We start from the raw sequence: 12,277 nt of genomic DNA on the forward strand, positions 1-12,277 counted from the left end.
GAAAGGATGTAATTATTATGACAAAAGTACTATACCACAATGATATTCAAGAAGAGGTTTTAAAAGCTAAAAAGATTGCTATTATTGGATACGGATCGCAAGGCCATGCCCATGCATTAAACTTAAAGGAAAGTGGTTTTGATGTTGTTGTAGGTTTGAGAAAAGGAAAGTCTTGGGATAAAGCTGTCGAAGATGGGGTTGAAGTTAAATCTGTTGCTGATGCAACAAAAGTTGCTGATGTTATCATGGTACTTTTACCAGATGAATACCAACCAACTATTTATAAAGAAAGTATTGAACCAAATTTAGAAGCTGGAAACGCATTAGTCTTTGCTCATGGGTTTAATATTCACTTCAATCAAGTAGTACCACCAGAAACCGTTGATGTATTTTTAGTTGCACCGAAAGGTCCTGGACACCTTGTTCGTCGTACTTTTGAAGAAGGCGCAGGTGTCCCTGCATTATATGGCGTGTATCAAGATTACACTGGTAATGCCAAAGACATAGCACTTGCCTATGCAAAAGGAATTGGTGCAGGACGTGCTGGTATTCTAGAAACATCCTTCCAAGAAGAAACGGAAACAGATTTATTCGGTGAGCAAGCCGTTCTTTGTGGTGGGTTAACAAGCCTTGTAAAAGCTGGATTTGAAACATTAACAGAGGCCGGCTATCAACCAGAAGTTGCCTACTTTGAATGTATGCATGAGTTGAAACTTATTGTCGATTTAATGTATGAGGGCGGATTAGAAGGTATGCGTTATTCTATTTCAGATACAGCGCAATGGGGTGACTTCGTTTCTGGACCTCGTGTTATTAATGAAGATACCAAAGCACGCATGAAAGATGTGTTATCAGATATTCAAACAGGTGTATTTGCAAAAAATTGGATCCTAGAAAATCAAGCGAATCGTCCACAATTTAATGCAACCAATGCAAAAGAAAATCAACATCAAATTGAAACAGTTGGAAAAGAACTTCGTGAATTAATGCCCTTTGTAAAACAAAGAGCGAACGCGAAGAAGGAAGTGGTCGCACATGACGCAAATTAAGATTTTTGATACGACACTAAGAGATGGCGAGCAATCTCCCGGCGTCAATCTGAATCAGTTAGAAAAATTGGAAATAGCGAAACAATTAGAACGTTTAGGTATAGATATCATGGAAGCAGGTTTCCCTGCTTCCTCCCAAGGGGATTTTGATGCAGTAAAAAAGATAGCTGAGACAGTAGAAAACGTAACTATTACTGCATTAGCTAGAGCCAATCGTAAAGATATCGATCGCGCATGGGAAGCAATCAAAGATGCAAAGAAAAAGAGAATTCATGTTTTTATTGCTACCTCCCCTATTCATATGGAATATAAATTAAAGAAGACGCCTGAAGAAGTGATGGCTACATCGGTTGAAATGGTTCAATATGCAAAAGCAAAAGGAACAGACGTCGAATGGTCTGCCGAAGACGCTTCTCGCTCAGAACTTCCTTTTTTAGCAAAAATCATTGAAAAAGTAATTGACGCAGGTGCCACAGTGATTAACTTACCTGATACGGTTGGATATACCACACCGAAAGAATATGGGGAGATGTTCCGATATATTAAAGCAAACGTACCAAATATCGAGAAAGTTGACCTGTCTTGTCACTGTCACGATGATTTAGGAATGGCAATAGCAAATTCTATTGCCGCCATGCAAAACGGTGCTACCCAAATTGAAGGGACGATTAACGGGATTGGTGAACGTGCAGGTAATGCTTCGTTAGAAGAAATCGCTGTAGCTTTGAAAATAAGAGAAGATTTTTATCCATACCACACGAACATGGTTTTAAATGAGATCAAACGAACTAGTGATCTAGTTAGTAAATTCACTGGAATGATCGTCCCGGGAAATAAAGCAATCGTGGGTAGAAACGCATTTGCCCATGAATCTGGCATTCATCAAGATGGTGTATTAAAGCATGCCCAAACCTATGAAATTATTACACCTGAATTAGTAGGTATTCAATCCAATAATCTCGTATTAGGAAAACACTCTGGTCGACATGCATTTAAAGACAAAATCGAACAACTTGGATTTGAACTAACAGAAGAGAAATTAACAGAAGCATTTCAAGCTTTCAAGTTATTAACAGACCGTAAAAAAGAAGTAACTGATGACGATTTATTTGTTATTTTAACGGACATTCAAACAGATATCCAAAACAGAAAACGTTATGAGTTACTTTCGTTTCAAGTGCAATATGGTTCACATAATCTACCCACGGCAACTGTATTAATTCGTGATCCTAATGGGAATGAAATCGAAACAGCAAAAACTGGTCAAGGTAGCGTTGAGGCACTTTATAATACAATTGACGCGTTAATAAAAGAAAGCATTCAATTAACAGATTTCACGTTAAGCTCTATCGGTAAAGGAACAGATGCACTAGCAGAAGTGCATGTAAGTATGAAAATCGATGATGTTTTTGTTAGTGGTCGAGGAACAGCACAAGATGTATTAGCAGCTGCAGCAAATGCTTATCTTAATGCAATTAATCGTATATTTATTTTAAAAAAACATAAAGCATCTGTTGTAGATAGTAGCTCATGAACTGGAGGGTAACTTTATGACAAAACACATCGTCTTACTTCCTGGGGATGGCATCGGTCCAGAAATTATCGATGCGACCCAGCAAGTACTGGAAACTATTGCAAAACAATTCAAGCATGATTTTACTTGTGAAACGCAATTAATTGGTGGTAGTGCCATTGATAGTGTAGGCACTCCCCTACCTGATCAAACTGTAGAAGCTTGTAAACAAGCAGATGCTGTCTTGTTAGGTGCTGTTGGTGGACCAAAGTGGGATCAATACCCTTCCCATCTTAGACCTGAACGTGGGTTACTTGGTATTCGCAAAGCATTGGATCTTTTTGCAAATTTACGACCTGTAAAAGGATTTGACTCACTACTAAATGCTTCCCCACTAAAGCAAGAAATCATTCAAGGTAGTGATCTCATCATTGTACGTGAATTAACGGGTGGTCTTTATTTCGGAACCCCAAGTGAACGTTTAGCCAATGGTGATGTTGTTGATACCCTCGCCTACCAACGCTATGAAATAGAAAGAATCATTGATAAAGCTTTTCAAACGGCTCAAATTCGAAAGAAAAAGCTTACCTCTGTAGACAAAGCAAATGTGTTGGAATCAAGTAAACTTTGGCGAGAGATTGTCGAAGAAAAGAAAACAAATTACCCTGACGTAGTAGTAAATCATGAATTAGTTGATGCTTGTGCCATGAAGTTAATTACGAATCCTACTTCATTTGACGTTATCGTTACAGAGAATATGTTTGGAGATATTTTGAGTGATGAAGCTTCTGTATTAACGGGATCATTAGGGATGTTACCGTCCGCAAGCTTAGCTGAAAATGGTGTTGGATTGTATGAACCCGCACATGGATCGGCACCAGACATCGCCGGAAAAGGTATTGCAAACCCAATTGCTACCATATTATCAGCGGCAATGCTTTTACGCTATTCTTTTCAAATGGAAAACGAAGCTGAAGCTATTGAAAAAGCCGTTGAAAAAACTATTGAATCTGGATACCACACCGCTGATCTACATGTAAATGGTGGGAAACAAGTAAATACAAAAGAAATAACTAAAATGATAATTAAACAGATATAATTACACCAAAAAAGGAGTGAAAAATCATGGGAAAACCAAAAACGATTATCGAAAAAATTTGGGATAAACATGTTGTCCATCAAGAAGAAGGGAAGCCAGACCTCTTATATATCGATCTTCATTTAATCCATGAAGTAACTTCTCCGCAAGCCTTTGAAGGGCTTCGTTTAAAAAAACGTACGGTTCGGCAACCTAGTCGAACATTTGCCACAATGGATCATAATGTGCCAACTGTTCATCGCAACGTAATCAAAGATGAAGTATCAAAAAAACAAATGGATCAATTGCAAGTAAATTGTGAAGAATTCGGAATATCTTTAGCTGATATTCATCACAAACACCAAGGAATTGTGCATGTTATCGGACCCGAGTTAGGTTTAACCCAACCCGGCAAAACTATTGTTTGTGGTGATAGCCATACTTCTACTCATGGTGCTTTCGGTGCACTCGCTTTTGGAATTGGAACCAGTGAAGTGGAACATGTACTGGCCTCCCAAACCATTTGGCAATCCAAACCAAAGACACTAAATGTAAAGGTTAATGGAAAATTGGGTACTGGGGTAACAGCAAAAGACTTAATTTTAGCGATCATTGGTAAATTTGGTGTGAAGTTTGGTACTGGTTATGTTCTAGAATACACTGGTGAAGCAATCCGTGATTTATCTATGGAAGGTCGAATGACGATATGCAATATGTCGATTGAAGCAGGCGCTCGAGCTGGTCTTATTAGTCCAGATGAGACGACAGTTGACTTTTTACGCGAAAGAAAATACGGGCCAGATAAAACTGTTTTTGATCAAGTAGCTGCTGACTGGCTTGACTTAGCTTCTGATGAAGGGGCAAGCTATGACGCAATGGTAGAAATTAATGCAGATGAAATTGAACCACAAGTTACTTGGGGTACGAACCCTGGCATGTGTATACCGATCAGTGGCACTATCCCTAATCCCGATCATGCTAAAAATACAAATGAACGAAACGAAATCGAACACGCCCTAGCATATATGGGATTAGAAGCAGATCAGACAATCACTTCTGTTCAAATCCAACATGTCTTTATTGGTTCTTGTACAAATTCAAGACTGGCAGACCTCACACGTGCAGCAAATATAATTAAGGGACACAAAGTCAATTCAAATGTCCGTGCCATCGTGGTTCCAGGTTCACAATCAGTTAAAATTGCAGCTGAAGAACAAGGATTAGATCGTATTTTTAAAGAAGCTGGTTTTGAATGGCGAGGTGCTGGTTGCAGCATGTGTCTGGCAATGAATGGGGATATTGTACCAGCAGGTGAACGTTGTGCTTCCACCTCTAATCGGAACTTTGAAGGACGTCAAGGTACGGGAGCTCGAACACACTTAGTTAGTCCAGAAATGGCGGCAGCTGCTGCGATTGAAGGTAGATTTATTGACGTTAGGCAGATGCCTGTTCCAACAGCTTAATACATCACTAAATAAGAAGGAGGTTATCGTGATGGAACCTTTACGTACCCATCAGGGTTTGGTTTATCCACTTAATCGAACAAATGTTGATACAGACCAAATTATTCCAAAACAATTCCTGAAACGTATCTCAAGACAAGGATTTGGTCAATTTTTATTTTATAATTGGAGATACGATGAAAATGATCAGCTAAAAACAGATTTTTCATTAAATGATCCTAAATATATAAATGCTTCTATTCTAGTTGCAGGAGACAATTTTGGTTGTGGTTCATCTCGAGAACACGCCCCTTGGGCACTACAAGATTTTGGTTTCAAAGTAATTATCGCACCAAGCTTTGCTGATATATTTTATAATAATTGCACCAAAAACGGTATTTTACCAGTCAAACTATCCGAAAATGAAGTGCAGAAATTAATCGATCATGCTACAGCAACGAACTATACACTCACAGTAGATTTAGAAATGAAAACTGTATACGATTCGCAAGGCTTTAAAGCAAATTTCAATTTAGCGGACTACCCTAGAGAAATGCTACTCAATGGTTGGGATGAAATCTCAGTAACTTTGAATTATGCAGATAAAATTGAACAATTTGAGGCACAGCATGTTGTTTACTAATGTATGAACTAACGTAAGCGAACGGAAACGGAATATGATCCCTTATCATAATCATGCTCGTTCGCTTTTTGTTATGTAATCACATCATTCATTATACTTCTGTTCATTATTTAGTTATCCATGGTCTTCACTATGTTCAATCCCCAAATCCTCCACTTCTGTCTTGTATAGATTATGTACATCACAGTGCAATACTCGAATTCTCACTTTTTTCCTTACATTACAAGAAACTTCTTCTTGAATAAAATGATGCCACGTTTTGAAATCGTGTTGATAGAGATCTGTTGTCACAATTCTTTCATGTACTACTTCCCATTGGTGATCTTTTTTTATATCTTGTTCTATTTCTTTTGCATCCAGCTGTTGAATAGGTATAATTGTGAAGGCCAAACATATAATTAATATATATTGCTTCATCTGTGTACTACCTCCTTTTATCACATCATTCAACCTTACATTTTCCAACTACATTTCAAACTATACTTACCTTTTTATATGTTAATTATTCAGAATTTTCAGAAAAAGTATGTTATATATTCTTACAATTTTATTCTATTATTACCAATACTTCTATAAACTTGTTTCTAAGTACATTACCTAACATAGTTATGTTCTGCTACATCAAGGTAAAAGAGAGTTACGTACTACAAAAATTTAGGGGGGAAAAGATGTGAAGAACAGAAAGCGTTATTTGCAATTTGTTTTTGCTGGCATGTTGGTATTCCTATTGACGTTAACAGGATGCTCTTCAACAGATACTAGTACAGATGGAGATGAGACAACAGATGAAGCAACAGATTCAACGAATGATGCTTCATCAGGAAAAACTACGTTAGCAGAAGTAAAAGAACGAGGATATATAGTAGTTGGAGGAAATAATCAATTACCTGGATTCGGTTATGTAAACTCAGATGGTGACTATGAAGGTTTTGATGTTGATTTTGCTAAGGTGTTAGGGGCAGCAATCTTCGATGATCCTGAGGCGATTGAAATTCGACCTTTATCCGCTCAAGAACGATTTACCGCACTACAAACTGGGGAAGTTGATGTGTTAATCAGAAACACAACTTGGACCGTAGAACGTGATGTAGAATTAGGCACAAACTTTGCTCCAACCACATTTTATGATGGGCAAGGAATTATGGTGCGTAAAGATACTGGCATAACTAGTTTAGAAGAATTGGCTGGAGCAAGAATTGGTGTAGAAACCGGAACAACCACAGAAGCAAACTTAGCTGACCAATTCCGTAAATTAGGTATTGAATATGAACAAGTTTTATTCGATGATAGTGATTCACTTGTAGAAGCCTATGAATCAGGAAGCATAGATGCATGGACGACTGATAAGTCAGGATTAGTTTCTAGACAATCAACTTTGTCCGAACCAGATGCACATGTGATCTTAGAACAAACGTTATCGAAAGAACCTTTAGGTCCAACTGTTCGTCATGGGGATGATCAATGGTTTGATATCGTGAAATGGGCCACTTATGCAACCATGGAAGCTGAAGAATTGGGTATCAACTCCACAAATGTTGATGAATTTATTGATAGTAGTGATCCAGTTATTCGTAGGTTTATGGGTAATGAGGGGGAACTAGGTGAGATGTTAGGATTAGAGAATGATTTTGCCGTTCAAATCATTAAACACGTTGGTAATTATGAAGAAATTTATAATCGTAATCTAGGACCAGATACCGTATTTAAATTAGAAAGAGGATTGAATTCACTTTACACAGACGGTGGTATTTTATACTCTCCTCCTTTCCGATAATTGCGATGGTTATTTAATTATAAGAGTCTGCTCTTCCCATGCGAATAGGCAGGCTCTTTGAACGATTAGAAAAAATGTTGGTGGTGAATATTTTGGCAAAAAAATCACATGTTTCTACTCCATTTTGGAGAGATAATCGGATGATACCAATTATGTTACAACTTTTTTTTGCAATATTTGTTTTACTTTTATGCGGTTATCTAATTAATAACGCATTAATAGGTTTAGAGCGTTTGGGAATTGATTTTGGGTTTGATTTTTTACAACGAACTTCCTCATTCAATATCTCTGAATCTTTAATTACTTTTCAACCTACGGATACGTACGGTCGTGCGTTACTAGTTGGTATATTAAATACTTTGAAAGTATCTATTATCGGGGTTATATTAACAACAATCATCGGGGTTATTGTAGGTATTGCTAGGTTATCAAATAATTGGCTCGTGCGAAAATTATCTGGGTTATATATTGAAATTATAAGAAACACACCACTTCTCGTTCAATTGTTTATTTGGTATTTTGCTGTATTATTAACGCTCCCTTCTGCGCAAGAAAGTATTTCAGTTGCTGGATTCTATTTTAATAACAGCGGAATTGCAATGCCTTGGTTTACCACAAACGATGGTACAGCCGTTTGGGTTAGTTTATTCATAATCGGTGTTGTTGGGGCAGTCATTATCTGGGTTATACAATTAAAACGTCAGATTAAAAACGGGAAAAGAACCTTTCCTTTTTTATGGTCGTTAGCTACATTAATTATCATGCTAGTTATTGCATTTATCGTTTCAGGATCCGCTCCAGTAAATATTGATAATCCTGTACTAGGAAATTTTAATTTCACTGGTGGATTGCGGATTTCTTCAGAATTCACTGCAATTTTGTTAGGTTTGGTTATCTATACTGCTACCTATATTGCAGAGATTGTGCGTGGAGGTATACAGTCTGTATCAAAAGGACAAACAGAGGCGGCGAAAGCTCTAGGGATAAAAAATTCCACGATGATGCGCCTTATAATTCTACCGCAAGCAATACGAATCATCATACCACCAGTTACAAGTCAATATCTAAACCTAACAAAAAACTCAAGTTTAGCGATTGCAGTCGGCTATCAAGAATTAGTAAGTGTAGGTAATACTTCGATGAATCAATCAGGTCATGCCATTGAGATGATCATCATTATGATCAGTGTCTATTTGATAGTCAGCCTAATTACTTCTTTAGTTATGAATAGCTTTAATCGAAGAATGCAATTAGTAGAAAGGTGATATAGCATGATGCATACAGAAATTACCCCCACCAAAAGCAAGGTACTACCCCCTGAGCAAAAGCAAACGATTTTTGGTTGGACAAAAAAAAATTTATTTAATAGCTGGTTTAACATTATTTTAACTTTCGTTTCTCTGTTTATTATTTTTATCGTTTTAAAAGGGACCCTTACTTGGGTAGTAACTAATGCTGACTGGGAAGTTATTCGAGCCAATTATCGATTGTTTATGGTCGGTCAATTTTCAGAAGAAGAAATTTGGCGTGTCTGGTCTGCCTTACTTTATCTCACCTTACTGTTTGGTTTATCTGCTGGGATTTGGAAAGGTACCATCCGTCAATTAAGTTTTCTATTAACCGCTATCTACGTTATCCATTTAGCATTACCTTTTTTATCAGGGCATACAAAAATTTGGTTATTAAGTAATATTGTAACCTTATTTGCAAGCTACGTTATTGGATTAAAACTACCTAAAGGGAAAATGATTGGAATTGGTGGATGGCTATTTTCCATCATTGTCATATTATTTTTCTTACAAGGATTTGGTATTCTTCCAAGTGTTCAAACAAGTATGTGGAACGGATTATTGTTAACCGTTATCCTATCAGCAGTAGCGATTGTCGGTTCCTTCCCCATTGGAATATTATTGGCCTTAGGTCGTACGAGTAAATTGCCCATTATCAAGTATTTTTGTATTGCTTATATTGAATTTATTCGAGGAATTCCTTTGATTACAGTATTCTTCTCGATGCAAATTCTAATTCCATTGTTTTTACCAGAAGGATTTACTGTAGCTAATATTATTCGAGTTATGATTGGAGCAACATTATTTACTGCGGCTTATATGGCGGAAAATGTGCGAGGAGGATTACAATCGATACCAAAAGGACAGTTTGAAGCTGCGAAAACAATCGGTTTAAGTTCGATACAGTCTACTTTTTTGATTATTCTTCCACAAGCATTAAGAGCCGTAATACCTGCAATCGTCGGACAAAGTATTTCTATGTTTAAGGATACGTCACTCGTAGCTATTGTTGGATTAGTAGACTTACTAGGGATCGCCCAAACAGTAAAATCTAACCCAGCGTTTTTAGGTCATCACATGGAAGTCTATCTCTTTGTAGCCCTTGTCTATTGGGTGATTGCTTATGCAATGTCTTATTCAAGTCGTCGTTTAGAAGAAACATTAGGAGTTGGCAAACGATAATCAAAAATGGGAGTTGAGTGATTTGGAACAAGTAATGCCTAAAGAAATGCCCGAAAAGGAGATCATCCGATGTCATAATGTTAATAAATGGTTTGGCAAGCTTCATGTATTAAAAGATGTGAATTTATCAATTAAAAAAGGAGAAGTATTAGTTATTCTTGGCCCTTCTGGATCGGGAAAATCCACCTTCATTCGAACCATAAATGGTTTAGAAGACATTCAACAAGGTGACATCGTTATTGATGAAATTACCCTTTCGCATGATATTAAGCATATTGAAGCGATTCGAAAAGAAACTGGGATGGTGTTTCAGCAATTTAATCTGTTTCCCCATATGACCATTTTAAAAAATATAACTTTAGCACCTATTTGGGTACGAAAAAAGCCGAAAAAGGAAGCGGAAAAAGAAGCATTAGAATTATTAGAACGTGTCGGAATTCCCGAACAAGCAAACAAGTATCCAGGTCAACTTTCAGGGGGGCAACAACAACGTGTAGCAATCGCACGTGCACTAGCAATGCAACCAGAGATCATGTTATTTGATGAACCTACCTCCGCTTTAGATCCAGAAATGATCAAGGAAGTATTAGATGTTATGAAAGAGCTAGCCAAATCAGGTATGACAATGCTTGTGGTCACACATGAGATGGGTTTTGCAAGAGAAGTTGCAGACAGGATTGTTCTATTTGATAATGGTGAAATTGTTGAAACTGGAACACCAGAAGCACTATTTGATAACCCACAACATGATCGCACGAAATTGTTTTTATCACAAATTTTATAGAAGTAGACACATAAAAGAACGGTAGATGTTTTATAGTCCATTTACCGTTCTTTTTTCTTACATCCTATATTCACCAAACCAATTGGATGAACATACGAACCTGCATATATACTATTTAAATATTATTTTCTTAAGCATGTAAAAACTTCACACAAACTGCTTCAGGAGCTTTCACATCAGATTGCAGTTTCGTAAGTTTACCAGATTGTTCATCTCTTCTAAAAAGTGTTAAAGTCCCTGATTTTTGGTTGGCTGCTACTACATATTTTTCAGATGGATCTAACACAAAATCACGTGGCCAGTTCCCTTCAGTTGATGTCCATTCAACAAAAGTTAATGCACCATTATCTTCATTAATTGCAAATTGCGCAATGCTATTATGTCCACGATTGGCCACATAAACAAATTTTCCATCACGAGTTAAATGAATGCCACTGCCATCATTGACATCCGTATAATCAGCAGGAATCGCTTTGATGGTTTGTTTCTCATTAAATGAACCATCTTCTTTGTTGTAATCTAATACAATTACTTCTGACGTAAGTTCAGTCATTACATATGCATACTTTTCACTTGGATGAAAAGCAATATGACGTGGTCCGCTACCGGCTTTGCTTTCAAAAGTAGAAACTTTTGTTAATTTACCTGCTTCAATTTTATACGTTATAATTTTATCGCTACCTAAGTCAATCGCGATTAAAAACTTTTCATCTGGTGTAAAGCCAGCAAAGTGCATATGTGGTTTTTCTTGACGATCATTCGGCCCTGATCCTTCATGTTCCGCAACATCAACGACAGGTTTTAATGAACCGTCTTCATTGGTTAAATAAGATTCTACTTTTTTAGTGTGGTAATTTGCTGTGACTACATTACTATTATCACTTTTGACACTTACATGACATGGTGGTGAACCAGCAGATGCTTGACTATTAAGTGCTTCAAGATCTCCTGTTTCTTTTATTTGGAAAGATTGAACACCACCGTTGTCTCCTTCTTTTGATACTGCATATAGGTATTTGTTATCGTTTGTAACCGTTAGATATGTAGGATTTTGTAACTTTGCAACTGGAGTTACTCCCATGATTCGCTCTTGATCTGTATCTAATGTAAATTTGTAAACTCCTTCGCTTTCTTCTTTCGTATACGTTCCAATGTAACCAATATATTGATTTGCCAATTTCTCCACTCCTTTTATCCTAATTTCGTTTATTATAACAAATCTTAGAAGGAGAAGCTATTTTAAGGAATTGAACCGAGCAGACGACAATTTGTTGTCTGCTCGTATTTTTCTTAATACTAATGGGGTTGGTTCATTGCTTTTGTCATTTTTTCCATTGGGTTAGCCATGCCACGTTTACCACGCATACTTAAATACGCTGCAGTACCAACACCAATCGAAGCGATTATAGGAAGCATCATGTTTCGTCTACGCATGTCCTTTTCACCTCCTGTTAATACTATTTCCATACGTGCACACTTTACTACCAGTAAAAATTAACAGGAGTTTTTCAACATAATAATCG

The 12,277-nt window shown here is 37.0% G+C and carries 12 protein-coding genes; 9 read left to right on the forward strand and 3 right to left on the reverse strand.

All coding sequences use genetic code 11. The features are described 5' to 3' along the window. The first annotated feature begins 17 nt into the window (after positions 1–17). The 5 genes from ilvC to leuD are packed head-to-tail and all read left to right on the forward strand — an operon-like array spanning position 18 to position 5,725. Complete coding sequence (gene ilvC / locus DES48_RS12695; protein ID WP_245911451.1) at positions 18–1,049, forward strand: ketol-acid reductoisomerase; 1,032 nt, start codon at positions 18–20, stop codon at positions 1,047–1,049. Beyond that, a complete protein-coding gene (locus DES48_RS12700; protein WP_113869734.1) occupies positions 1,036–2,583 on the forward strand; it encodes a 2-isopropylmalate synthase in 1,548 nt (515 codons plus the stop codon). Before ilvC ends, DES48_RS12700 begins: the two co-directional genes overlap by 14 nt. Before the next feature lie 16 nt (positions 2,584–2,599). Beyond that, positions 2,600–3,661, forward strand: a complete 1,062-nt coding sequence (gene leuB / locus DES48_RS12705) for a 3-isopropylmalate dehydrogenase (protein ID WP_113869736.1) — start codon at positions 2,600–2,602, stop codon at positions 3,659–3,661. A 26-nt stretch (positions 3,662–3,687) separates the two neighbouring features. Further along, positions 3,688–5,103 carry a 3-isopropylmalate dehydratase large subunit gene (gene leuC / locus DES48_RS12710; protein ID WP_113869738.1) on the forward strand — a complete coding sequence of 472 codons (1,416 nt, stop codon included), beginning with the start codon at positions 3,688–3,690 and terminating at the stop codon, positions 5,101–5,103. A 31-nt stretch (positions 5,104–5,134) separates the two neighbouring features. Then, positions 5,135–5,725 carry a 3-isopropylmalate dehydratase small subunit gene (gene leuD, locus DES48_RS12715; RefSeq protein WP_113869740.1) on the forward strand — a complete coding sequence of 197 codons (591 nt, stop codon included), beginning with the start codon at positions 5,135–5,137 and terminating at the stop codon, positions 5,723–5,725. A 114-nt stretch (positions 5,726–5,839) separates the two neighbouring features. Here the strand turns inward: leuD and DES48_RS12720 are convergent, their stop codons facing one another. Then, positions 5,840–6,142, reverse strand: a complete 303-nt coding sequence (locus DES48_RS12720) for a hypothetical protein (protein ID WP_113869742.1) — start codon at positions 6,140–6,142, stop codon at positions 5,840–5,842. A gap of 295 nt (positions 6,143–6,437) precedes the next feature. On the opposite strand from DES48_RS12720, the gene DES48_RS12725 reads away from it, so the two are divergent. The 4 genes from DES48_RS12725 (at position 6,438) to DES48_RS12740 (ending at position 10,754) form a co-directional block, all read left to right on the forward strand. Then, positions 6,438–7,499, forward strand: coding sequence for an amino acid ABC transporter substrate-binding protein (locus DES48_RS12725; protein ID WP_113869853.1), 1,062 nt, complete (start codon positions 6,438–6,440; stop codon positions 7,497–7,499). 83 nt (positions 7,500–7,582) lie between these two features. Further along, positions 7,583–8,764, forward strand: a complete 1,182-nt coding sequence (locus DES48_RS12730; RefSeq protein WP_342769952.1) for an amino acid ABC transporter permease — start codon at positions 7,583–7,585, stop codon at positions 8,762–8,764. Between the two features lie 6 nt (positions 8,765–8,770). Continuing rightward, entirely contained in the window at positions 8,771–9,970 is a 1,200-nt protein-coding gene (locus DES48_RS12735; protein WP_113869745.1) for an amino acid ABC transporter permease, read from the forward strand. Between the two features lie 46 nt (positions 9,971–10,016). Further along, positions 10,017–10,754 (forward strand): amino acid ABC transporter ATP-binding protein, encoded by a 738-nt coding sequence (locus DES48_RS12740; RefSeq protein ID WP_179123909.1) that lies wholly within the window; start codon positions 10,017–10,019, stop codon positions 10,752–10,754. A 130-nt stretch (positions 10,755–10,884) separates the two neighbouring features. Here the strand turns inward: DES48_RS12740 and DES48_RS12745 are convergent, their stop codons facing one another. Both DES48_RS12745 and DES48_RS15955 read right to left on the reverse strand, forming a co-directional pair. Next, positions 10,885–11,931: a lactonase family protein gene (locus tag DES48_RS12745; RefSeq protein ID WP_113869747.1), complete on the reverse strand. Its 1,047-nt coding sequence runs from the start codon at positions 11,929–11,931 to the stop codon at positions 10,885–10,887. A gap of 119 nt (positions 11,932–12,050) precedes the next feature. Beyond that, positions 12,051–12,188, reverse strand: a complete 138-nt coding sequence (locus DES48_RS15955) for a hypothetical protein (RefSeq protein WP_170126219.1) — start codon at positions 12,186–12,188, stop codon at positions 12,051–12,053. Between the last annotated feature and the right edge of the window lie 89 nt (positions 12,189–12,277).

The organism is Paraliobacillus ryukyuensis, from assembly GCF_003315295.1.
Lineage (GTDB): Bacteria > Bacillota > Bacilli > Bacillales > Amphibacillaceae > Paraliobacillus > Paraliobacillus ryukyuensis.

Bases quoted from the DNA above. Each gene is read 5' to 3' on its own strand.
- leuC (WP_113869738.1), top strand. From the start codon at position 3,688: ATGGGAAAACCAAAAACGATTATCGAAAAAATTTGGGATAAACATGTT.
- DES48_RS15955 (WP_170126219.1), bottom strand. From the start codon at position 12,188: ATGCGTAGACGAAACATGATGCTTCCTATAATCGCTTCGATTGGTGTT.
- DES48_RS12700 (WP_113869734.1), top strand. From the start codon at position 1,036: ATGACGCAAATTAAGATTTTTGATACGACACTAAGAGATGGCGAGCAA.
- DES48_RS12735 (WP_113869745.1), top strand. From the start codon at position 8,771: ATGATGCATACAGAAATTACCCCCACCAAAAGCAAGGTACTACCCCCT.
- leuD (WP_113869740.1), top strand. From the start codon at position 5,135: ATGGAACCTTTACGTACCCATCAGGGTTTGGTTTATCCACTTAATCGA.
- DES48_RS12740 (WP_179123909.1), top strand. From the start codon at position 10,017: ATGCCCGAAAAGGAGATCATCCGATGTCATAATGTTAATAAATGGTTT.
- ilvC (WP_245911451.1), top strand. From the start codon at position 18: ATGACAAAAGTACTATACCACAATGATATTCAAGAAGAGGTTTTAAAA.
- leuB (WP_113869736.1), top strand. From the start codon at position 2,600: ATGACAAAACACATCGTCTTACTTCCTGGGGATGGCATCGGTCCAGAA.
- DES48_RS12725 (WP_113869853.1), top strand. From the start codon at position 6,438: ATGTTGGTATTCCTATTGACGTTAACAGGATGCTCTTCAACAGATACT.
- DES48_RS12720 (WP_113869742.1), bottom strand. From the start codon at position 6,142: ATGAAGCAATATATATTAATTATATGTTTGGCCTTCACAATTATACCT.